Genomic DNA, 23478 nt, shown 5'->3' with positions numbered 1-23478 from the left:
TTTTCTTCTCTGCTCTTAAAAGAGTAGCGCGCTAGGTCCAAGGATCGGCGAGCTGCTAGGCAACAACTGGATGTAGATCTGGTGCTAGCAAGAGTTGAGAAGAAAGCGTGAAAACGTTTTAAGTGCAGCAAAAGCTGTGCTACAATACAAGGCTTCGCTGATTGCAGCGGGGTGGATCTGGAAGCTAAGGCTTGCAGGTTAGGTCTTTAAAAATTAACAGCCGATAAGCGTGGGCGTTTGGTGGCGATTGCCATATGTTCTTCGGAGCAAAACAAGCGCTCACAAAAACAGTAATGAGTAAGATCTTAGGATCTTTTTTATTCCGTCAAGTGAGTGAGTAGTCGAGAGACTTTAAATTCAAGATCGAACTATAGAGTTTGATCCTGGCTCAGATTGAACGCTGGCGGCATGCTTTACACATGCAAGTCGAACGGTAACAGGTCTTCGGATGCTGACGAGTGGCGAACGGGTGAGTAATACATCGGAACGTGCCTAGTAGTGGGGGATAACTACTCGAAAGAGTAGCTAATACCGCATGAGATCTAAGGATGAAAGCAGGGGATCGCAAGACCTTGTGCTACTAGAGCGGCTGATGGCAGATTAGGTAGTTGGTGGGATAAAAGCTTACCAAGCCGACGATCTGTAGCTGGTCTGAGAGGACGACCAGCCACACTGGAACTGAGACACGGTCCAGACTCCTACGGGAGGCAGCAGTGGGGAATTTTGGACAATGGGCGAAAGCCTGATCCAGCAATGCCGCGTGTAGGATGAAGGCCCTCGGGTTGTAAACTACTTTTGTACGGAACGAAAAGACTCTTTCTAATAAAGAGGGTCCATGACGGTACCGTAAGAATAAGCACCGGCTAACTACGTGCCAGCAGCCGCGGTAATACGTAGGGTGCAAGCGTTAATCGGAATTACTGGGCGTAAAGCGTGCGCAGGCGGTTATGTAAGACAGAGGTGAAATCCCCGGGCTCAACCTGGGAACTGCCTTTGTGACTGCATAGCTAGAGTACGGTAGAGGGGGATGGAATTCCGCGTGTAGCAGTGAAATGCGTAGATATGCGGAGGAACACCGATGGCGAAGGCAATCCCCTGGACCTGTACTGACGCTCATGCACGAAAGCGTGGGGAGCAAACAGGATTAGATACCCTGGTAGTCCACGCCCTAAACGATGTCAACTGGTTGTTGGGAATTAACTTTCTCAGTAACGAAGCTAACGCGTGAAGTTGACCGCCTGGGGAGTACGGCCGCAAGGTTGAAACTCAAAGGAATTGACGGGGACCCGCACAAGCGGTGGATGATGTGGTTTAATTCGATGCAACGCGAAAAACCTTACCCACCTTTGACATGTACGGAAGTGACCAGAGATGGACATGTGCTCGAAAGAGAACCGTAACACAGGTGCTGCATGGCTGTCGTCAGCTCGTGTCGTGAGATGTTGGGTTAAGTCCCGCAACGAGCGCAACCCTTGCCATTAGTTGCTACATTTAGTTGGGCACTCTAATGGGACTGCCGGTGACAAACCGGAGGAAGGTGGGGATGACGTCAAGTCCTCATGGCCCTTATAGGTGGGGCTACACACGTCATACAATGGCTGGTACAAAGGGTTGCCAACCCGCGAGGGGGAGCTAATCCCATAAAGCCAGTCGTAGTCCGGATCGCAGTCTGCAACTCGACTGCGTGAAGTCGGAATCGCTAGTAATCGTGGATCAGAATGTCACGGTGAATACGTTCCCGGGTCTTGTACACACCGCCCGTCACACCATGGGAGCGGGTCTCGCCAGAAGTAGGTAGCCTAACCGCAAGGAGGGCGCTTACCACGGCGGGGTTCGTGACTGGGGTGAAGTCGTAACAAGGTAGCCGTATCGGAAGGTGCGGCTGGATCACCTCCTTTCTGGAAACTAAGCAATCAAGATTGAACGCCCACACTTATCGGTTGTTGGAACACAAGCCAAGGCTGTGTAGAGACTGAGTCGCACAAGACGCAGTAGCTGCAAGGCGTTGGAATGGGTCTGTAGCTCAGCTGGTTAGAGCACTGTGTTGATAACGCAGGGGTCGTTGGTTCGAGCCCAACTAGACCCACCATTACTTCCAACAGGTGGCATATTGATTGACTAAAGCCGCGCAATGCGCAGGTTATAGATGATCAAAGGGGGATTAGCTCAGCTGGGAGAGCACCTGCTTTGCAAGCAGGGGGTCGTCGGTTCGATCCCGTCATCCTCCACCAATACTTTTACTGATAACTTATCATTCAACACCAAAGCGGTTTCGCAAGAGACTGTTTTGTTGTTGATTCCGGATTCCCGGATCAAACGGCTGTTCTTTAAAAATTCATAGAGTCGAAAATCAGCGTTGCTGGTGGAAACTGCACATTCGTAAAGGTTTAGTGCAGACCGTGCCACCAGCAACAATTTGATTGCGTCAAAACGAATGAAACTTTGCGTGAGCAATTTTTATTCAGTAATGACGAATATTCTACAAGCCTGCTGACTTAGCAATAGGTTGGCAAGATAGATATTCAATTTACGGCATAACGCGCGAGGTGAGAGACCTCGCAAAGCAGTTGCTTGGGTTCTTTGCTTGAGATCTAGAGATAGATGTCAAAGTTATAGGGTCAAGTGACTAAGAGCATGTGGTGGATGCCTTGGCGATGATAGGCGACGAAAGACGTGATAGCCTGCGATAAGCTTCGGGGAGTTGGCAAATAAACTTTGATCCGGAGATTTCTGAATGGGGGAACCCACCTAGCAATAGGTATCGGCAACTGAATACATAGGTTGTCGAAGCGAACCTGGAGAACTGAAACATCTAAGTACCCAGAGGAAAAGACATCAACTGAGATTCCGATAGTAGTGGCGAGCGAATTCGGAAGAGCCGTCTAGAGATAGTCATTGTGTTAACAAAACGGAATGGAAAGTCCGGCCATAGTGGGTGATAGCCCCGTATGTGAAAACGCAGTGGTGGTACTAAGCTAGAGACAAGTAGGGCGGGGCACGAGAAACCCTGTCTGAATATGGGGGGACCATCCTCCAAGGCTAAATACTCATCATCGACCGATAGTGAACAAGTACCGTGAGGGAAAGGCGAAAAGAACCCCGGGAGGGGAGTGAAATAGATCCTGAAACCGCATGCTTACAAAAAGTAGGAGCCCCCAGGGGTGACTGCGTACCTTTTGTATAATGGGTCAGCGACTTACATTCAGTGGCAAGCTTAACCGAATAGGGAAGGCGTAGAGAAATCGAGTCCGAATAGGGCGACAAGTCGCTGGGTGTAGACCCGAAACCAAGTGATCTATCCATGGCCAGGATGAAGGTGCCGTAACAGGTACTGGAGGTCCGAACCCACTAGTGTTGCAAAACTAGGGGATGAGCTGTGGATAGGGGTGAAAGGCTAAACAAACTTGGAAATAGCTGGTTCTCTCCGAAAACTATTTAGGTAGTGCCTCAAGTATTACCTGCGGGGGTAGAGCACTGTTTAGGCTAGGGGGTCATGGCGACTTACCAAACCTATGCAAACTCCGAATACCGCAGAGTACAGCTTGGGAGACAGAGCACCGGGTGCTAACGTCCGGACTCAAGAGGGAAACAACCCAGACCGCCAGCTAAGGTCCCTAAAACGGGCTAAGTGGGAAACGAAGTGGGAAGGCTAAAACAGTCAGGATGTTGGCTTAGAAGCAGCCATCATTTAAAGAAAGCGTAATAGCTCACTGATCGAGTCGTCCTGCGCGGAAGATGTAACGGGGCTAAGCCAGTTACCGAAGCTGCGGATGCACAGTTTACTGTGCGTGGTAGGAGAGCGTTCTGTAAGCCTGTGAAGGTGTCTGGAGACGGATGCTGGAGGTATCAGAAGTGCGAATGCTGACATGAGTAGCGTTAAAGGGGGTGAAAAGCCCCCTCGCCGTAAGCGCAAGGTTTTCTACGCAACGTTCATCGGCGTAGAGTAAGTCGGCCCCTAAGGTGAGGCAGAGATGCGTAACTGATGGGAAACGGGTCAATATTCCCGTACCGATGTGTAGTGCGATGTGGGGACGAAGAAGGTTAGCTCAGCCAACTGTTGGATATGTTGGTTCAAGCCTGTAGTCATGCCTGGTAGGCAAATCCGCCGGGCTAAGATGAGGGGTGATAACGGGTCTGCTTGCAGACGAAGTGAGTGATACCCAGCTTCCAGGAAAAGCCACTAAGCTTCAGCTACACACGACCGTACCGCAAACCGACACTGGTGCGCGAGATGAGTATTCTAAGGCGCTTGAGAGAACTCAGGAGAAGGAACTCGGCAAATTGACACCGTAACTTCGGGAGAAGGTGTGCCCTCAGTAAGTGAAGTTGAACAAATGGAGCTAAACGGGGTTGCAAAGAATAGGTGGCTGCGACTGTTTAATAAAAACACAGCACTCTGCAAACACGAAAGTGGACGTATAGGGTGTGACGCCTGCCCGGTGCTGGAAGATTAAATGATGGGGTGCAAGCTCTTGATTGAAGTCCCAGTAAACGGCGGCCGTAACTATAACGGTCCTAAGGTAGCGAAATTCCTTGTCGGGTAAGTTCCGACCTGCACGAATGGCGTAACGATGGCCACACTGTCTCCTCCTGAGACTCAGCGAAGTTGAAATGTTTGTGATGATGCAATCTCCCCGCGGAAAGACGGAAAGACCCCATGAACCTTTACTGTAGCTTTGTATTGGACTTTGAACAGATCTGTGTAGGATAGGTGGGAGGCTTTGAAGTGAGGATGCTAGTTCTCATGGAGCCAACGTTGAAATACCACCCTGGTGTGTTTGAGGTTCTAACCTTGGTCCATTATCTGGATCGGGGACAGTGCATGGTAGGCAGTTTGACTGGGGCGGTCTCCTCCCAAAGCGTAACGGAGGAGTTCGAAGGTACGCTAGTTACGGTCGGACATCGTGACGATAGTGCAATGGCATAAGCGTGCTTAACTGCGAGACTGACAAGTCGAGCAGATGCGAAAGCAGGACATAGTGATCCGGTGGTTCTGTATGGAAGGGCCATCGCTCAACGGATAAAAGGTACTCTGGGGATAACAGGCTGATACCGCCCAAGAGTTCATATCGACGGCGGTGTTTGGCACCTCGATGTCGGCTCATCTCATCCTGGGGCTGTAGTCGGTCCCAAGGGTATGGCTGTTCGCCATTTAAAGAGGTACGTGAGCTGGGTTTAAAACGTCGTGAGACAGTTTGGTCCCTATCTTCCGTGGGCGCTGCAGATTTGAGGAAGCCTGCTCCTAGTACGAGAGGACCGGAGTGGACACACCTCTGGTGTATCGGTTGTCACGCCAGTGGCATTGCCGAGTAGCTATGTGTGGAAGAGATAACCGCTGAAAGCATCTAAGCGGGAAACTCGTTCCAAGATGAGATCTGCCGGGGGCTTGACCCCCCTGAAGAGTCGTTCTAGACCAGGACGTTGATAGGTTGGGTGTGGAAGCGCAGCAATGCGTTAAGCTAACCAATACTAATTGCTCGTGCGGCTTGACCCTATAACTTTGATTGGCCCCGCCTTAGATGGGGCCCATGCAAAGAAACACTGCAACTGCAGTTATGCCCAAAGCGCAATCAAATTTAGCTGATAAGACTCTATGAATTCGCTTCGAAAGCAGCAATGCCCTGATCGACCGATCAGCGCAAAGCCGCCAAGAAGCAAAAAGTTATGCCTGATGACCATAGCAAGTTGGTACCACTCCTTCCCATCCCGAACAGGACAGTGAAACGACTTCGCGCCGATGATAGTGCGGATTCCCGTGTGAAAGTAGGTCATCGTCAGGCTTTTATACTGATCAACCCCTCTGCTCTAACCGAGTAGAGGGGTTTTTCTTTTGTGTGTTGCCTATTCGTGTTGACTATTTTTTGCGCTTGCAGACTGTGCGGGCAAACCAGGCAGCACATGACCTGTCACCCGCATTTGGCACAATAGCTGTTTGTGTTTTCAAGGAATGCGATGACCGAGCAACACCATTTGCAGGCGCAACGCCGCTATTTGCTGCAACTGTTGTCCGTAGTAGGCAGTGCGGGCTTGGCATCGCAGGCTTTTGCGCTGTCGCTGTCGGATTTGACGAATGCGGATGCGAGCCAGGGTATCAAGGCGGCGCTGACCCAGGGCGCCCAAGTGGCAGTGTCACAGCTGGGGCAAAACGGCGGCTTTCTCAACAACCCGCAGCTGCGCATTCCGCTGCCCGGCTATATGGGCGAAGCGGCCAAGATGATGCGCCGCTTTGGCCAGGGCCGCTATGTGGATGAGGTGGAGCAGGGCATCAACCGCGCGGCCGAGCTGGCCGTCCCGATGGGCAAGGATGTGCTGCTCGATGCCGTTCAGCGCATGACGGTCGACGATGCCAAGCGCATCCTCAGCGGTGGCGACCACTCCGTGACCAGCTTCTTTATGGACAAGACACGCCAGCCTTTGACGCAGCGTTTTCTGCCCGTGGTGACCCAGGCGACGGGTCAGGTGGGTGTGGTGCAGCAGTACAACCAGCTGGTGGGCAAGGCATCGAGCTTTGGGGTCTCCAGTGCTGCGCTGGACCTGAACCAGTATGTGACGGGCAAAACCCTCGATGGGCTGTACGCCGTCATCGCCGAGCAGGAGCGCGCCATTCGCCAGAACCCGCTGGGCAGCGCCAGCGCTGTGGTGCGCCAGGTCTTTGGAACCTTGCGCTAAAGCATGGCCAAGAAAACTCCCGTTACCAGCCAAGCAGCGCTGTGCCCGTGTGAATCCGGTGCTGTCTACAGCGCTTGCTGCAGCCGCTTTGTCGCTGATTTTGCCGGGACGCCGGCGCCCGATGCCGAGCACCTGATGCGCTCGCGTTACAGCGCCTTTGTGCTGGAGCAGCGCGACTACCTGCTTGCTACCTGGCATGTCTCCACCCGCCCATCGCAGCTGGATTTTGAATCCGGATGCCGCTGGCTGGGTTTGCAGGTGAAGGCCTTCAGCTGCGTAGACGAGACCCATGCCGAGGTGGAGTTTGTGGCCCGCTACAAACTGCAGGGCCGGGCGGTGCGCCTGCATGAGCGCAGCCGCTTTGTCAAAGAGCAGGGCCGCTGGTTTTATCTGGATGGTGACCAATTCTGATCACTGCGCATTTTTCCGAGGATCCAAAAAATGAACCCCAATGCAGGCTTTGACGCCATGCTGTTTGATTGCGATGGTGTGCTGGTCGATAGCGAGCTGATCACCAACCGGGTGCTGTGCACGATGCTCAACGAATCCGGCTGGGTGCTGTCGTCCGAGGATTGCCTGCAGCTGTTCATCGGCAAGATGGTGCGCAGCCAGAAGGCGCTGATTGAAGCGAATACCGGCAAGCCGTTGACCGATGCCTGGATGGAAGACTTTTATGAGCGCCGCAATGTTGCGCTAGAGCAGGATGTCAAGGCCATCGAGGGTGTGGTGGATGCCATCCATACCTTGCATGCACAGTTCAAAGGGCAGATCGCTTGCGCATCGGGCGCTGACCGCAAAAAGATCGTCATGCAGCTGCGCATTGCCGGGCTGCTGCCGTATTTTGAAGGGCGTATCTTCAGCGGCCATGAGATGCCGCGCACCAAGCCTTACCCGGATGTATATCTGGCAGCGGCTGCGGCGCTGGGGGCTGATCCAAAGCGTTGCCTGGTGATTGAAGACAGCGTCACCGGCACGCAGGCCGGTGTGGCTGCCGGTGCCACCGTGTGGGCTTACCATCCGCCTGGCCATGCCGTCTGCCCGCAGGCAGAGCTGGCGGCCGCGGGTGCCAGCCAGTTTTTTGAACACATGGCCGATCTGCCCCTGCGCGTTGCCAGCGCTACCGTGCTCGCGGACTAAGAACCTATTCAAAGTCTCCTCGCGCCGCGACAGTGTCTTTGCGAGATGGGATGCGAGGCGCAATACCGCAGCAATAGCCGCGCTATTGCGAGGATTTGCAACGACGCAGACCGCTCGCAAAGCCACTGTCCCGAAGGGTTGGAGTGAAATCGGGCGATTTCTGCGCGCTGGCCCTTGCTTGCACCCCGGTGCAAGCTGCAGACCAGCCCTTCGAACTCATCCCGATTGCACTCCAACGCGGCTGCGTAGAGACTTTGAACAGGTTCTAAGGCCCTGCCGCCCGCCACGCGGCACCCGCGTGGACACCGAAGCGACAGGCCTGACGCCGGGCTGCACCTAGACTTTTTGTCTGGTTGCCACCTGGAGTTGTTATGGGGCCTGAGCATGCCTGGGATGCAGCGTTTGATTTCGTCATTGTCGGTGCCGGCATGGCCGGCTGCATCCTGGCCAACCGCCTGAGTGCATCAGGCCGCTTCCAAGTCTGTTTGCTGGAGGCCGGCCCGCCCGACCACAACCCCTACATCCATATCCCGGCGGGCTTCATCAAGGTGGGCTACGACCCACGCTACACCTGGCCCTTCAAGACCGAACCCGATGCTGCGACCATGGGTCGCCCGGTGGTCGCTCAACTGGGCCGAACCTTGGGTGGCTCCAGCGCCGTCAACGGCTTTAACTATGTGCGCGGCCAGGCGCAGGATTATGACGACTGGGCCGCCCGGGGCGCAGTGGGCTGGTCCTATGCCGAGGTGCTCCCCTACTTCAAGCGCTCGGAGCGGCGCCTGGCCCTGTGTGATGTGAACTATCGGGGGCTGGAAGGGGAGCTGCCCATCACCGATTGCGACTGGCGCCATCCGCTCTGCGATGCCTTTATCGCCGGCGCGGCCAGCCTGGGCATCCCCTCTGGCAAGGATTACAACGCGGGCCAGCAAGAGGGTGCTGGCTATTACCAGCGCTGGATTCACCAGGGTTGGCGGGTGAGTGCCGCCACCGCCTTTCTGCGGCCAGCCAAGGGGCGGCGCAATCTGCGGGTGATACCGCGTGCCCAGGTCAACCAGATTTTGCTGGAAGGGACACGCGTCGTCGGGGTGGCCTACGCAGCGGAGCCTGGCGGGCCAGTGCGGCGATTGCAGGCGAGCCGCGAGGTGATCGTGGCCGCCGGTGCCATCAACTCCCCCAAGCTGCTGAATCTGTCCGGCCTGGGCGATGCGCAGCAGCTGCAGGACCTGGGCATCGCCGTGCATCAGCACCTGCCCGGCGTGGGCCAGGGCTTGCAGGACCATATGATGCTGCGCTCCATCGTGCGGGTGCAAAACGCGCCGACCCTGAACACCACCGCGCGCGGTTGGCGCCTCTGGGGCCAGGTGGCGCGCTGGCTGGCCAAAAAGCCCAGCATTCTGGCGATCAGCCCCTCAGTCGCCTATGCCTTCTCATCCGCACAAGCGCCTGGCGCGCGGGCCGATTTCCAGTTCCATTTCTCGCCTGGCAGCTATGCCGCCGGCATTGCCGGCCAGCTCGATGCTTTTCCAGGCATGACCTTGGGCTTCTACCAGCTGCGCCCGCAGAGCAAGGGCCATGTGCGCCTGGCCTCCGCCCATGCCTGGGACAGCCCGGTGATCCAGCCCCACTACCTGCAGCATGAATCTGACCAGCGCCTGGTGGTCGAAGGCCTGCGCCAAGCCCGCCGCTTATTGCACAGCGCGGCGTTGACGCCTTATGTGGCCAGCGATGAGGCACCGTCCACCCAGCTGCAATCGGACGAGGAACTGCTGCAGTTTGCCCGTGAGCGGGGCAGTACCGCCTGGCACTTCATGGGCAGCTGCCGCATGGGTGCGGTGGACGATGCCACGGCCGTGGTCGACCCCCAGCTGCGCGTGCGGGGTATCACGGGTTTGCGCGTGGCCGATGCCTCGGTGATGCCGGCCATGCCGTCTGGCAACACCGGTGCGCCAACGATGATGATTGCTGAAAAAGCGGCCGATCTGCTGCTGGCCGATCACCAGAACTAAGGGGTTGTAGTTACGAACTCTTACTTAGGAGTAAGCCAGAAGAGCGTTTGCGGCATCCGCCGCTATATTGAAGCAGACAAGGGCCTCGCGCGTGCGGTGGAGGCTGACCAAGAAGATTTTGACAACAAAGCAAGGAGACAAACATGAACAAGCTCGTCTATCGTTTGACGAAGGCCGCAGCACTGGTGGCCAGCGTTTTCGCGGTGTCGGCACAGGCCCAGGACATCAAGATCGGCTACACCGCCGACCAATCGGCCAGCGGCGTGGCCGAGCTGGGGATCTCGGGGCGCTGGGGTTTTGAAGCTGCTATTGAAGACATCAATAAAGCCGGCGGCATCATGGGCCGCAAGCTGGTCGGCGTGGTGCGCGATGACCAGGGCACCCCACCCAAGGCCATCCAGACCGTGCAGGAGCTGATCGACAGCGAAAAGGTCAGCGGCATCGTCGGCCCGGCCAACTCCGGCAATGCGCTGGCCTGGCTGCATATTCCGCAGCAAAAGAAGGTGCCGGTGATCGTGCCGATTGGCACGGCCACCGAGATCACCACGCGCTACGCCAAGGAACCGCAGAACTACCTCTACCGCATCTCGATGGTCGACCGCGAGCAGGTCGCCTTGCTGGGCGCCTATGCGGTCAAGGCCTCGAAGGACAAGAAGATCGCCATCCTGGCGGACTCCACCGGCTACGGCCAGGGTGGTATCAAGGATGCGACCGAGATTCTGGCGCTGCATGGCGTCAAGCCCGTGGCGGTAGAGAAGTACGGGCCCAAAGACACGGACATGACTTCGCAGCTCAACAAGATCAAGGCGGCGGGTGCGGACACCGTGATCATCTACGGCATTGCCGATGGCGCTGCCCAGGTGCTGCGCAGCATGGAGAAGATCAACTACATGCCCACGACCCTGGGCACCTGGGGCAACCTGAGCTCGCTGTTGCCCAAGATGGCCGGCACCAAGCTGGCCGAGCACCTGATCATGGCGGCCTCGACGACTGAAGACACCTCCGCCAAGACCAAGGCCCTGGGCCAGCGCGTGCGCGTCAACTTCCCGACCCTGACTACCTTCCCCTGCGCCGCCCAGGCCTATGACTCGGTGATGCTGCTGGCCGCAGCGATGAAGCAGGCCAACAGCACCGATGGCGAGAAGGTCGCCGCTGCGCTGGAGAACCTGAACAGCACCGAAGGCGTGATCAAAACCTATGACAAGCCCTTCAGCAAGACCAACCACGAAGGCCTGAGCGTGAGCGACTTCTACCTCGCCCGCTGGAAGGGCAGCGACGTGGTGCGCTTTGAAGACAGCGTCTACAAGTCGCTGACGCCCGCGGATCTGAAGAAGTAAGGCATCGACTCGTCAGGCCTGCGCCAGCCCATGCGGCGCGCAGGCCTGGTTTTTTTAGCGGCAATGTGTCTGGGGTGCGTATGCTGGATTCGATACTGCAGGCGGTCTTTAGCGGGCTGGCCTTGGGAAGTATTTATGCCTTGGTGGCGGTGGGGTTCAACATCACCTTCAACACCACCAAGACCTTGAATTTTGGCCAGGGCGAGTTCCTGGTCGCGGGCGCGTTTGTTGCTGTGTCGGTGCTGCTGCTGCTCGCCGGCAAGAACGTCACCGACAGCCTGGTGCCCGCCGATGTGAGCCTGTGGCGCTATCTGCTCAGCCTGGTGGGCACGATGGCGGTGCTGGCCGTCCTCGGCTTGCTGCTGTATTACGCCGCTGTGCGGCCTTTTGTGGGGCGCGGCGGCATGGCCTGGGTGATGAGCACCATTGGCTTTGGCATCATCATCCAGAACACCGCGCTGGCCATCTGGGGCCCTGCGCCGCTGGTCATGCCCTCGCCGCTGGGCAGCGAGGTGCTGCGCATTGGCAATGCCGGTGTGCTGCCACAAGAGGTGCTGGTGCTGGTCTGCAGCGTGGCTGTGTTGTTGGCGCTTGACTATGTGATGCGCCACACCCGCATCGGCAAGGCGGTACGTGCCGTCGCGCAAAGCGGCAGCGCCGCTACCCTGATGGGCATCAATGTGACGGCCATCGTCGTGCTGGCCTTTGTCATCAGCTCTAGCCTGGCGGGCCTGGCTGGTTTGCTGATTGCGCCCATCACCACGGCATCGGTCTTCATGGGCATGAGCCTGGCGCTCAAGGCGTTCTCGTCGGCCATTCTGGGTGGGCTGACCAGCCCGCGCGGCTGCATGCTGGGCGGCTTTGTGCTGGGCCTGATTGAGGCACTGGTGGGCCTGTGGCAGGCGGAGATGCGCGAGATCAGCATCTTCTTGCTGATCATCGTGGTGCTGGTGGTGCGGCCTCAAGGCCTGCTGGGCCAAAAGATCGTGGAGAAAGTCTGATGAACAGCGAGATCAAGCACTACGGCTGGCTGGCCCTGGTGGCGGCGCTGGTGGCCACCATCCCGCTGATGACCAGCAATGACTTCTACCTGCGCATCGTCTTTCTGATCGGGGTGAACTACATCGCCGCCTCGGGCCTGAATGTGCTGGTGAACTACACCGGCCAGAAATCGCTGGGCCATGCCGGCCTGTTTGCCGTGGGCGCCTATGCGGTGGCCCTGCTCACCACCCGCTGGGGCTGGAACCCCTGGGCCGCCTTTGCGATGGCCGGTGTGCTGGCGGGGCTGTTTGGCGTGGTGATTGCGCTGCCGGCGCTGCGGGTCAAGGGCCCAGCGCTGGCCATGGTGACCATCGGCTTTGGCATTGTGGTCGAAAAGGTGGTTTCGGAATGGCAGGACGTATTTGCCGGCCAGCAGGGCATCTACGGCGTGGTGCCTTTGAAGCTCGGCGACCAGATGTTTGCCTCCTCGCACTGGGTCTGGTTTGTGCTGGCTCTGTGCGTGGTGCTGCATGTCATGTTCCGCCATCTACTGGCGGGCCGCTTTGGCCGCGCCTTCATGGCCGTCAACACCGCCGAGGTGGCGGCCGAGAGCGTGGGTGTCAGCGTCTACAAGTTCAAGGTGCTGGCCTTTGTCATCAGCGCTTTTACCTGCGGCATTGCCGGCGCGCTGATCACGCAGCAGAACCAGTACATCAACTCGGACTTCATCACCTTCAACCTGTCGGTGTTCTTCCTGCTGGTGGTGCTGTTTGGTGGCAATTCCGTCTACGGGCCGCTGCTAGGCGCGGTGGTGCTGACCTTGCTCGATTCGCTGCTGTCGCGCTGGCCGGGTGTGCAGCATTTCACCTATGGGGCGCTGCTGCTGTTTGCGCTGTACGCCATGCCCAATGGCCTGGCTGGCACCCTGCGCAGCCTGGCGCGCAAATACGCACCGGGCCTGCTGGCCACGCCGCAGCTGCCGCAGGATCTGCCGGCCTGGCAGCTCAAGTCTGCCGCGCCGCTGGCCAGTACCGGCGCCGAGGGTTTGCTGGACGGTCGCGGCATCTACAAGGCCTATGGTGGCGTGGTACCTACCAATGAGGTGGATATCTGCATCAAACCCGGCCATGTGCATTCGCTGATCGGGCCCAATGGCGCGGGCAAGACCACCTTGCTCAATATCCTGTCGGGCATTGTGGTGCCCGAGCGCGGCTCCATCCAGTTTGCGGGCCAGAGCATTGTGGGCGTGTCGCCCAACCGGATCGCCCGCATGGGCCTGGGCCGCACCTTTCAGAACCTGCGGCTGTTCAGCGACATGACGGTGCTCGACAACGTGAAGGTCGGCTTGCATGCACATATCCAGGCGGGCTTCTTTGCCAGCCTGATAGGGGTGGGCAAGGCCCGGCGCGCCGAGCTGGCTGCGCGGGATGAGGCCTTGCAGATCCTCGACCGCCTGCATCTGCGCGACAAGGCACTGCATACCGCCGGCAGCCTGCCCTACGGCCTGCAGCGCCGGCTGGAGCTGGCGCGCGCGCTGGCCACCCACCCGCGTTTGCTGCTGCTCGACGAGCCGGCCGCCGGCCTCAACCCGCAGGAGACGCAGGAGCTGATCCAGGTGATTGCGCGCATCCGTGATCTGGGCATTACCGTGCTGCTGATCGAGCACCATATGGACCTGGTGATGGCCGTGTCCGACCATGTGATCGTGCTCGACTACGGCCAGAAAATTGCCGAGGGCACGCCCCAGCAGGTGCAAAGCAATCCGCGCGTGATAGCGGCCTACCTGGGCAGCGACGATGAATCCGAAGACGAAGCGATGAACGGAGGAAAGCATGCCTGAGCAAACCCCATTGCTGCGTGTCGAGGCGCTGGAGCTGCACTACGGTGCCGTGCAGGCGCTCAAGGGCGTGTCGCTGCAGGTGCATGCCGGTGAGGTGGTCACCATCATCGGTGGCAATGGTGCGGGCAAGAGCACCTTGATGAAGGCCATCTCCGGCCTGGAGCCCACGGCGGCGGGCCGCATCGAGTTCCTGGGCCAGGACATCACCCGCATGCCCGGCCACCTGCGTGTGCCCTTTGGCATTGCCCAGTCGCCCGAAGGCCGCCAGGTATTTGCCGACCAAAGCGTGCATGACAACCTGCTGCTGGGCGCCTACCACCGCAAGGACGGGTCGGCCGCCATTGCCGCCGATGTGGAGCAGCAGTTCAACACCTTCCCCCGGCTGCGGGAGCGCCGCGCGCAGATGGCCGGCACCATGTCCGGCGGCGAGCAGCAAATGCTGGCCATTGCGCGCGCGCTGATGTCGCGGCCCAAGCTGCTGCTGCTTGATGAGCCCTCGCTCGGCCTGGCGCCGCTGATCGTCAAGGAGATCTTTGCGATCGTGCGCCAGCTCAAGGCGCAGGGCGTCACCATCTTGCTGGTCGAGCAAATGGCCAACCAGGCGCTGGCGGTGGCCGACCGGGCCTATGTGCTGGAGACTGGCCACTTCACCCTGCAGGGCGCCGCTGCCGACCTGCGGCGCGACCCCAAGGTGCGTGCCGCGTATCTGGGAGCCCAGGCATGAGCGGGCAGGCGGCCGACAGCTTTGACTATGTGGTGGTGGGCAGCGGTGCGGCAGGCGCCATCGTCGCTGCCCGCTTGGGGGAGGACGCTGCATTGCGCATCTGCGTGCTGGAAGCCGGCCCGCCCGACCACCGGCCCTACCTCAAGCTGCCGGCCGGTTTCATCAAGGTGATCTTCAATCCGGCGGTGGCCTGGCAGTTCAGCTCCGAGCCGACCGAGCGCACCGGCGGTCGGCGCATTCCGCTGCCCCAGGGCAAGACCCTGGGCGGCTCGACCTCCATCAACGGCCTGGTTTACAACCGGGGTCAGCGCGAGGATTTTGACGGCTGGGCTGCGCAGGGCAATGCCGGTTGGTCCTATGACGAGGTGCTGCCGTATTTCCAGCGCAGCGAGCATTTTGTCGATGGCGGCGATCCGGCACTGCGCGGCCACAACGGGCCGCTCAAGGTCAGCCTGCCGCACTGGCCGCACCCGATTTGCGAGGCATTTTTGGAAGGCGCCGCCGAGCAGGGCATGGCGCGCAACCCCGACTACAACGGCGCCTACCAAAAAGGCGTGGGCTATTTCCAGCGCAGCATCCACAACGGCTGGCGCATGAGCACGGTCAGCTGCTTTCTGCGCCCGGCTGTGCGGCGCGGCAACCTGGATGTGCGGACCCACGCGCAGGCGCTGCGCATTCTGGTCGAGGGCGGCCGCGCCTGTGGTGTGGAGTACCTGCAGGATGGCGTGCGGCGCCAGGTCATGGCGCGGCGCGAGGTGGTTGTCAGCGCCGGCGCCATCAATACACCGAAGCTGCTGCAACTGTCGGGCATTGGCGATGGCGAGCGGCTGCGCGCTTTGGGCATTGCCACCCAGGTGCACCTGCCCGGCGTGGGCCAGCACCTCAAAGACCATTTCTCGGTGCGGCTGGTCGCATCGGTAAAGAACGCCACCACCATCAACGAGCTGGCGCGGGTGCCACGCCTCTGGGGCCAGGCCTGGCAATGGCTGCGCGGCAAGCCCAATATTTTGCAGCTCAGCCCGTCCGTCGTGCACTGGTTTGCGGCCTCGCAGCCGGGGCTGGAGCGGCCCGATCTGCAAGGCGTGTTCTCCCCGGCCAGCTACCGCGAAGGCTATGTGGGCCAGCTCGATGTGTTTCCGGGCATGACCTGCGGTGTCTGGCAGCACCGGCCGCAGAGCATGGGCACGGTGCAGCTGGCGTCAGCCGATCCGCTGGCCGATCCGGTCGTGCAGCCGCGCTATCTGGCGGAAGAGGGCGACCGCCAGACCCTCATCCGTGGCGTGCGCCAGGCACGGGCCTTGCTGCAGAGCCAGGCGCTGGCGCCCTACCGGGTGGACGAGGTCATGCCCGGGCCGCAAGTGCAGTCCGATGACGAGATCCTGGACTTTATCTACCGCTACGGTGTCTCCTCCTACCACCTCAACGGCACGGCGCGCATGGGTCCCCGGCCCGAGGCAGGTGCCGTTGTCGATGCCCAGCTGCGCGTGCATGGCCTGCAGGGGCTGCGGGTGATCGATGCCTCGGTAATGCCCGAGATCACCTCGGCCAACACCTGCGCGGCCACGATGATGATTGGCGAGAAGGGCGCAGACTTGCTGCGCCGCGCGGGTTAGGCCGCTGGCCCGGCTTGCAGTGCAGCAGCGGGCCCAGCGCCGTCAGCGCTTTTTGTGCGCCCGCATGTCCAGTACCTGGGGCAGGCTGCGCACATCCTGGCCTGCTGCCAAGATCCGGTGCTTCTGGATCTTCTGGGTGCCCGTGGTGGGGATCTCGTTGGTGAACCACCACCAGCCTGGCACCTTGTAATAGGCCATCTCCTGCTGGCAGAACGCAAACAGCTCCTGGCAAATGGCGGTGCCGGGCGCGACGCCGTCCGCCAGCACAATGCTGGCCAGCACCTCTTCTTCGCGGATGTCATCGGGCGCGGCCAGCACGGCCACCTGGTGCACCTTGGGGTGGGACAGCAGCACGGCCTCCACCTCGGCGGCCGCAATGTTCTCGCCAGAGCGGCGGATGATGTTCTTGCGCCGGTCCATGAAGTGCAGCAGGCCATCCGCATCCTGCAGCACCACATCGCCGGTGTGGAACCAGCCGCCTTCCCAGGCCTTGGCGGTGGCCTCGGGGTTGTCGAGGTACTCGCTGAAAAAATGCTTGCGCGGGCTCTCGGCCGAGTAGCGCACCAGCATCTCGCCGGGTGTGCCGGGCGGCACCGGCTGGCCGCTCTCATCGGCCACCAGCACCTCCAGCCCGGGGGCACCCCGGCCAAAGGAGCGCGTGCCCACCTGGCGGTCATCGCCATGGTCGGAGATGGTGCGCACCACCTCGGTCATGCCCCAGAGCTCGATCAGCGGAAAGCCAAAACGCTGCTCGAAAGCGGCATGCAGCTGCGGCTCCACCCCGGCGCCATAGCCAAAGCGCAGGCAGTGCTGTTTTTCCCAATCAGACGGCGGCTGCTTGAGCAGCAGCGGAATGATCACACCCAGGTAGTGAACGATGGTGGCACGGCTGCAGACCACCTCTTCCCACCAGCGGCTGGGCTGAAAACGATCCGTCTGGATCTGGCAACCGCCGCTCAGCAGCATGCAGTAGAACGACAGGATCGACGCGTTGACATGGAACAGCGGCAGTGGGTTAAACAGCCGCTCGCGGCCTTCCTGGATCGAGACATGGCCGGGGTGGGACGCATACCATTTGCCAGCGGCCAGCTCATAGGCATGGGACAGCACACAGCCCTTGGGCTGGCCGGTGGTGCCCGAGGTGTAGAGGATGCTCGCCGGCGTGTCGGCGCTCAGGGTGCCTGAGGGCTGCGAGCGTGCCGCTGGCAGCGCAATCGCACTGCCATCTTGCGGATCGGTACAGACCAAGGCCGGCTGGTTGCGCGTGTCCTGCAGCGACTGCTGCAGCGCCTCCAGCCGCTCGGGCAGGCAGACGACCAGGTCCAGCTGCGCATGGTCGATCAGGTAGTTCAGCTCGCGGCGCTTGTAGTCGGGGTTGATGGGTACGCAGCAGATGCCCAGGCTGTTCATCGCCAGCTTGTGCCAGAGGTGCTCGGGCCGGCTTTCCAAAAACAGCCCCACGCGGTGGCCCACGCCATAGCCGGCCGCTTGGTAGCGGGCCTGCAGCGTTGCGATATGGGCACCGGCCTGCGCGTAGCTGAACTCGCAGCCCTCGGGCAGGTAGCTGCGTTTGGGGTTGGCCGGCACCGCCAGCAGGCTGTTGTCGGGGTAGCGCGCAATGGCGGCCTGCAGTGCCTGGCCAATGGTGGTCTGGTCGGTGATGGCGATCATGTCGGGGGCTTCCAGGCAAGGTCAGGGCCGGATCAACGGCGACGGAATGGGGTCGATCTGCTGGTCCAGCGCGGCCTGCTTTTCGGCCTCCAGGCTGCGCAGGAAGGCGGCACGCTGCTGCAGGTGCATCCAGTAGTGCTGGGTGGCCGGCCCCCATTGCGAGGACATGCCCAGGTAGTCCGACAGCATCAACGCATAGCCCACGGCCACATCGGCGGCCGTGAAGCGGCCTGCGCAGAGGTAGGGCTGGTCGGTCGGCATCGCCTGGGCGGCGGTCTCCAGCGCGCGCAGCCGGCCCAAAAACCAGCGCTCGTAGTCTTCGGCCACCTGGGGCTGGCGCCGCACGGCCGGCTCAAAGAACTGGTAGCGCAGCACCAGGGTCTGCGGAAAGGTCAGGGTCGCATCGGACATGTGCAGCCAGTTCAGGTAGCTGCCATAGGCGGGGTCGCTGGGATGCACCTCCAGGCGCTGGGCGGGGTCGCGGCTGGCCAGGTACTGGCAGATGGCTGCTGACTCGGTCATGCGCGTGTCGCCATCGATCAGCAAGGGCACGGTGCCCAGGGGATTGAGTGCCAGATAGTGCTTGGCCAGTGCGCGGGGCGGAAAGGGCAGCATCTGCAGCCGGTAGGGCAGGCCCAGCTCTTCCAGCATCCATAGCGCGCGGAACGAGCGCGCGCTCACACAGTGGTACAGCTCGATCACAGCAGGTCTCCATCCGATGTTGTGCCGCCATCTTGGCATGAATGGACGCACGCGGCTGCCCTGCAGGTGTCAGCCAGGTTGCAAATCGGGCCGGTGTCAGGCCAATATCCGCTGCGCCTCAGGTCGGCGGGCGGGTGCTCTTGCGGTATTCGGCTGGGGACATGCCCATCCAGGTGCGAAAGGCGCGGATAAAGCTCTTGTCGTTGCTGAAGCCGGCCAGCTGCGCGATCTGCTTGATGGGTCGGTTGCTGCGGTGGAGCAGGGTCAGCGAGCGTTCGCGCCGCACCTCGTCCTTCAGGGCCTGCAGCGATGCGCCCTCGTCCTTGAGCTGGCGGTGCAGGGTGCGCAGCGACAGGTGCAGCTTGGCCGAGAGACTGTCGGCGCTGTGCATGGCCGAGGGATCGGCCGCCAGCAGCTGGCGCACGCGTTGCACCATCAGCCGGTCGCGCCGGTAGGGGCGCACGGTCAGCGGCAGCGCGCGCTGCAGCATGCGCTGCAAGGCGGCCTCATCGCGGGCAATCGGCAAGGCCAGGTAGCGCGCATCAAACTGCATGCGGGTAACAGGCGCGCCAAACTGCACATCGCCGGGAAAGAGCAGCGCATACACATCGGCATGGGCAGGTGCCTCGAACGGAAAACTCACCTTGAACAGCGGCAGCGATGAATCGACAAACCAGCTCGACAGCCCATGCATATTGCGCAGCATGGATACGAGGCAGAACTCGCGCAGCTCACCCAGGCCGGTGTGCTCGATGATCTCGACTGTGGCCGTCTCGCCCTGCACTTGCAGGCTGAGCGCCAGGTCATCGGTGAGCAGGCCATGGTGGCGGCACCAGCGCTTGAGCGCCACCCCCAGGTTGGGGCTGGTGAGCGAGGCGCGCGCCAGCATGCCATAGCTGCCCCAGGGCAGGCGGCGGCTGAACCAGCCCAGGGCCTCGTCGTCCAGCTCCTGCATGGCGGCGTCCGAGAGGGTCTCGAACTGCAGCGCGGTGATGCCGATGCCGTCTTTCTCGACCGCCAAGGGATCGATTTGCGCCAATTGCAGCGCACGGTCCGCACTCAGACCCCGGTGCTGGTACGCGCGGGCAATCGCCCGGACAAAGGCCATGGGCGTGACTGCGGGGTGGTGCACGACGGCAGAGGAGGGCAGGGGTTTGGGCATGGAGGGTGGGGTTTAAAAAGCGCCAAGCAGGGCCATTGTACTGGCGACATTTGCAACCATCCTGCCATCATTTGCGCGGCACGCTCGCGTATCCTGAATATCAAGAAATGCGCCGCCGACCAGATTGCTGGCGCGGCGGACAGGAGACACCATGAGCGAGACCAGATTGACCAGCAGCTACGCAAGGGGCGCCAGCGAGCCGCGCCTGCTGAACAAGACCATCGGCCAGCAACTGAGCGAGACGGCGGCCCGCTTTGGCGCGCGCGATGCACTCATCAGCCGCCACCAGGGCCTGCGCCTCAGCTACCAGCAACTGCTGGAGCAATCGCAGCAACTGGCCAGCGCCTTGCTGCGCGCCGGCATCGCCAAGGGCGACCGGGTGGGCATCTGGTCGCACAACAATGTGGAATGGGTGCTGCTGCAACTGGCCACCGCCCATGTGGGCATCATCCTCGTCAACATCAACCCGGCCTACCGCACCTCCGAGCTGGCTTATGCGCTGAACAAGGTGCAGTGCAAGGCACTGTTTGTGATGGAGCGCTTCAAGACCAGCGACTACCTGGGCATGGTGCGCGCGCTGGCGCCTGAGCTGGAAACGCAAGGCAGCGATGCCTTGCAGATCGAGGCGCTGCCCGATCTGCGCCTGGTGGTCTGGATCGATGTGGCCGGCCAGGGCCAGGAGCAGCCAGGCATGCAGCGCTTCTCGCGCTTTATCGCCAGCGGTGATGCGGCCGACCCGCAGGTGGCGCAGATCGGCGCCACCTTGACACCCTACGACCCGATCAATATCCAATTCACCAGTGGCACCACCGGCTTCCCCAAGGGGGCCACCCTGACCCACCGCAATATCGTCAACAACGGCTATTTCATTGGCGAGGCGATGCGCCTGACCGAGGAAGACCGGCTCTGCATCCCCGTGCCGCTCTACCACTGCTTTGGCATGGTGCTGGGCAATATGGCCTGCATGACGCATGGCGCGGCCATGGTCTACCCCAATGACGGCTTTGATGCGCTGACGGTGCTGGAGACCGTGCAGGCCGAGCGCTGCACCGGCTTGCATGGCGTGCCCACGATGTTCATCGCCGAGCTGGACCACCCGCGTTTTGCCGAGTTCGACCTGTCGAGCCTGCGCACCGGCATCATGGCCGGCTCGCCTTGCCCGATCGAGGTGATGAAGCGCGTGGTCAGCCAGATGCATCTGTCCCAGATCACCATCGCTTACGGCATGACGGAGACCAGCCCGGTCAGCTGCCAAAGCTCGACCGATACGCCGCTGGACAAGCGCGTGTCCACTGTGGGCAAGGTGCATCCGCATCTGGAGGTCAAGATCGTCAGCGCCGAGACCGGCGAGACCGTAGCCCCCGGCCAATCGGGCGAGCTCTGCACGCGCGGCTACTCGGTCATGCATGGCTACTGGGGCGACGAGGCCAAGACGCGCGAGGCCATCGATGCCGATGGCTGGATGCACACCGGCGACCTGGCCACGATGGATGCCGAAGGCTATGTGAACATCGTCGGCCGCATCAAGGACATGGTGATCCGGGGCGGCGAGAACATCTACCCGCGCGAGATCGAGGAGTTCCTCTACACCCACCCGCAGGTGCAGGATGTGCAAGTGGTGGGCGTGCCCGACAACCGTTTTGGTGAGGAGCTCTGTGCCTGGGTCATCGTCAAGGCCGGCCAAAGCCTGGATGCCGAGGCACTGCGCAGCTATTGCAAGGGCCGGGTGGCCCATTACAAGGTGCCGCGCTATATCGAGTTTGTCAAAGCCTTCCCGATGACGGTGACCGGCAAGATCCAGAAATTCAAGATCCGCGAGGCGATGATCGAATCGCTGAAGCTGGATGTGAGCCAGACCGCCTGAGCACCGAAGAGCGCCGCCATGCAGCACCCGCCTGAACGATCAATGCCCTTCCAGCTTGGCAGCTTGCTTGGCCGCGGCGCGGCGGGCCACTTCGAGGCGCTTGCGCAAGGTGATCTCGCTCAGGTCCAGTTCCTGGACCAGGCTGCGCAGCGATTCGTCGTTGATGCGGTTGTTGTGCCGCTCGGCGTAGATGGTGTGGCGCTCGACCTTGATGCAGTTGAGCCGCATCTCCAGCTCGGCCACATAGCGCAGGCGGCGCTCCTGCACGGCGTCCGGTGTGGCCAGGTCCTGCACCTCGGCGGTTTCGGGCGTTCGTTCTTCGTCCAGCAGATCGATACGGTTGCGGTACTCGCGTGCAATCCGGCCTTCGATTTCATGCTGCTGGGCCTGCCATTCGGTGGGTTGCTGGGCGGCATCGTCGTCGCTCATTGCCAGGCTGTTGATCGCAGCGCGGCAGGCTGCAATGCGCGCTTGGCGCTCTTCGCGCACCGATTCGGGCTCGCTCACCGCCTGCACGCGGCGCAGCACCAGCGGCAGGCCGATGCTGCCGATCACCAGGGTGAACAAGATGGTGCCGGTGGCCAGAAAGATCAGCATGTCCCGTGCCGGAAACGGCTGGCCGTTGTTCAGCAGCAGCGGCACGGACAGCGCGCCGGCCAGGGTGACCGCACCGCGGATGCCCGCCAAGGTGGTCGCCAGGTTCAACCAGAGATCGGGTTTTTTGACCAGCTTGCCGGCCTGGTGGGCCTTGTGCAGGCTGCGGCTGACGCCCAGCATCAGCCAGATCCAGCGCAGCGACAGCAGTGCAATCGAGATGATGGCCACATAGCCCACCAGAATCCACCAGTCGTGGCCGGCATCGCGCAAGGTCACGCCGATGATCGAGGGCAGCTGCAGGCCCAGCAGCAGGAAGATCGCGCCATTGAAGGCCGATTCGACCATGGCCCAGGTGCCGGCGGTCTGCATGCGCTCGGAGATGTAGTCGGCCCGGTTCAGGTCGCCAAAATTGGTGGCCACGCCCGCCGCCACGGCGGCCAGAATGCCGGAGACACCAAATTTTTCCCCCAGCAGGTAGGCTGCAAAGGGCAGCAGCACCAACAGCAGCACCATCTGCGTGGCGGCCACATCGCCCAGGCGGCGGGTGACGGTATCGCGCAGGTAGCTAAAGCCCCAGCCCACTGCAGCGCCGACGGCCAGGCCGCCCAGCGCAATCCACAAAAATTCCTGCGTGACCTGGGTCCAGGAGAACAGGCCGGTCAAGGTGGCGGCGATGGCAAATTTCAGCGCCACCAGGCCCGATGCATCATTGAGCAGCGATTCTCCTTCGAGCACATGCATGGTGTGGGCCGGCATGCCCAGGTTGCGGGTGATGGCCGAGACGGCCACCGCATCGGTGGGCGATATCACGGCGGCCAGCGCAAAGGCCACGGTCAGCGGGATCTCCGGAATCATCCAGTGGATCAGGTAGCCCATGCCGATCACGGTGAACAGCACCAGGCCAAAGGCCAGCCGCAAAATGGGGCGGTACAGCGCAAAGAACTCGCGCTTGGGAATGCGCCAACCGTCGGCAAACAGCAGCGGCGGAATGAACAGCAGCATGAACAGGCCAGGGTCGAAATCGATATGCAGGCCTTTTTGCGGCCAGGACAGCGCAGCGCCCAGCATGATCTGGATGAGCGGCAGCGGTATGGCCCGGATATAGCGCGCAATGATGCCGGTGACGGCACCGATCATCAGGACGAGCAGAACGGTTTCAACGGTGTGCATGGTGC

Annotated in this window: 14 protein-coding genes, 2 tRNA genes and 3 rRNA genes; 15 read left to right on the top strand and 4 right to left on the bottom strand. The window is 61.0% G+C overall.

Translation table 11 applies throughout. From position 1 onward, the window contains the following. Positions 1-365: 365 nt before the first annotated feature. The 14 genes from HS961_RS22225 (at position 366) to HS961_RS22160 (ending at position 16307) form a co-directional block, all read left to right on the top strand. Positions 366-1898: ribosomal RNA gene (locus HS961_RS22225) — 16S ribosomal RNA — on the top strand. A 114-nt stretch (positions 1899-2012) separates the two neighbouring features. Beyond that, positions 2013-2089, top strand: a tRNA-Ile gene (locus tag HS961_RS22220). 66 nt (positions 2090-2155) lie between these two features. Continuing rightward, a tRNA-Ala gene (locus tag HS961_RS22215) sits at positions 2156-2231 on the top strand. A gap of 385 nt (positions 2232-2616) precedes the next feature. Further along, positions 2617-5494, top strand: a 23S ribosomal RNA gene (locus tag HS961_RS22210). Positions 5495-5667: 173 nt separating this feature from the next. Further along, positions 5668-5780: ribosomal RNA gene (gene rrf, locus HS961_RS22205) — 5S ribosomal RNA — on the top strand. Together the 16S, 23S and 5S rRNA genes with 2 tRNA genes alongside form the textbook arrangement of a ribosomal RNA operon. A 172-nt stretch (positions 5781-5952) precedes the next feature. Continuing rightward, entirely contained in the window at positions 5953-6669 is a 717-nt protein-coding gene (locus HS961_RS22200; protein ID WP_182325594.1) for a DUF4197 domain-containing protein, read from the top strand. A gap of 3 nt (positions 6670-6672) precedes the next feature. After that, the gene (locus tag HS961_RS22195; RefSeq protein WP_182325593.1) at positions 6673-7080 is read left to right on the top strand and encodes a YchJ family protein; all 408 of its coding nucleotides are present in this window, start codon (positions 6673-6675) and stop codon (positions 7078-7080) included. 30 nt (positions 7081-7110) lie between these two features. Next, positions 7111-7806: an HAD family hydrolase gene (locus tag HS961_RS22190; RefSeq protein ID WP_182325592.1), complete on the top strand. Its 696-nt coding sequence runs from the start codon at positions 7111-7113 to the stop codon at positions 7804-7806. A gap of 371 nt (positions 7807-8177) precedes the next feature. Further along, entirely contained in the window at positions 8178-9812 is a 1635-nt protein-coding gene (locus HS961_RS22185) for a GMC family oxidoreductase (protein ID WP_182325591.1), read from the top strand. Between the two features lie 143 nt (positions 9813-9955). Further along, complete coding sequence (locus HS961_RS22180) at positions 9956-11149, top strand: ABC transporter substrate-binding protein (protein ID WP_182325590.1); 1194 nt, start codon at positions 9956-9958, stop codon at positions 11147-11149. A gap of 80 nt (positions 11150-11229) precedes the next feature. Beyond that, positions 11230-12150 carry a branched-chain amino acid ABC transporter permease gene (locus HS961_RS22175; protein WP_182325589.1) on the top strand — a complete coding sequence of 307 codons (921 nt, stop codon included), beginning with the start codon at positions 11230-11232 and terminating at the stop codon, positions 12148-12150. Continuing rightward, the gene (locus tag HS961_RS22170; RefSeq protein WP_182325588.1) at positions 12150-13970 is read left to right on the top strand and encodes an ABC transporter permease subunit; all 1821 of its coding nucleotides are present in this window, start codon (positions 12150-12152) and stop codon (positions 13968-13970) included. The genes HS961_RS22175 and HS961_RS22170 overlap by 1 nt, the downstream gene beginning before the upstream one ends. Then, on the top strand, positions 13963-14694 hold the full coding sequence (locus HS961_RS22165) for an ABC transporter ATP-binding protein (protein WP_182325587.1): 732 nt from the start codon (positions 13963-13965) through the stop codon (positions 14692-14694). The genes HS961_RS22170 and HS961_RS22165 overlap by 8 nt, the downstream gene beginning before the upstream one ends. Further along, positions 14691-16307: a GMC family oxidoreductase gene (locus HS961_RS22160; protein WP_182325586.1), complete on the top strand. Its 1617-nt coding sequence runs from the start codon at positions 14691-14693 to the stop codon at positions 16305-16307. Before HS961_RS22165 ends, HS961_RS22160 begins: the two co-directional genes overlap by 4 nt. Before the next feature lie 42 nt (positions 16308-16349). Here the strand turns inward: HS961_RS22160 and HS961_RS22155 are convergent, their stop codons facing one another. From HS961_RS22155 to HS961_RS22145, 3 genes are all read right to left on the bottom strand, one after another. Continuing rightward, positions 16350-17978: an AMP-binding protein gene (locus HS961_RS22155; protein ID WP_182325585.1), complete on the bottom strand. Its 1629-nt coding sequence runs from the start codon at positions 17976-17978 to the stop codon at positions 16350-16352. Between the two features lie 21 nt (positions 17979-17999). Next, positions 18000-18680, bottom strand: a complete 681-nt coding sequence (locus HS961_RS22150) for a glutathione S-transferase family protein (protein WP_182325584.1) — start codon at positions 18678-18680, stop codon at positions 18000-18002. Positions 18681-18798: 118 nt separating this feature from the next. Then, complete coding sequence (locus tag HS961_RS22145; RefSeq protein ID WP_238347705.1) at positions 18799-19842, bottom strand: AraC family transcriptional regulator; 1044 nt, start codon at positions 19840-19842, stop codon at positions 18799-18801. A 151-nt stretch (positions 19843-19993) separates the two neighbouring features. Between HS961_RS22145 and HS961_RS22140 the strand changes: the two genes are divergently transcribed. After that, positions 19994-21706, top strand: a complete 1713-nt coding sequence (locus HS961_RS22140; RefSeq protein WP_182325583.1) for an AMP-binding protein — start codon at positions 19994-19996, stop codon at positions 21704-21706. A 39-nt stretch (positions 21707-21745) separates the two neighbouring features. On the opposite strand, the gene HS961_RS22135 is transcribed toward HS961_RS22140, so the two are convergent. Then, positions 21746-23473 carry a Na+/H+ antiporter gene (locus HS961_RS22135; RefSeq protein WP_182325582.1) on the bottom strand — a complete coding sequence of 576 codons (1728 nt, stop codon included), beginning with the start codon at positions 23471-23473 and terminating at the stop codon, positions 21746-21748. Positions 23474-23478: the final 5 nt, after the last annotated feature.

The sequence above is a fragment of the Comamonas piscis genome, from assembly GCF_014109725.1.
GTDB lineage: Bacteria > Pseudomonadota > Gammaproteobacteria > Burkholderiales > Burkholderiaceae_C > Comamonas > Comamonas piscis.
Note: the sequence above shows the minus strand (reverse complement) of the source record. Positions and strands in the feature narration are given on the sequence as shown.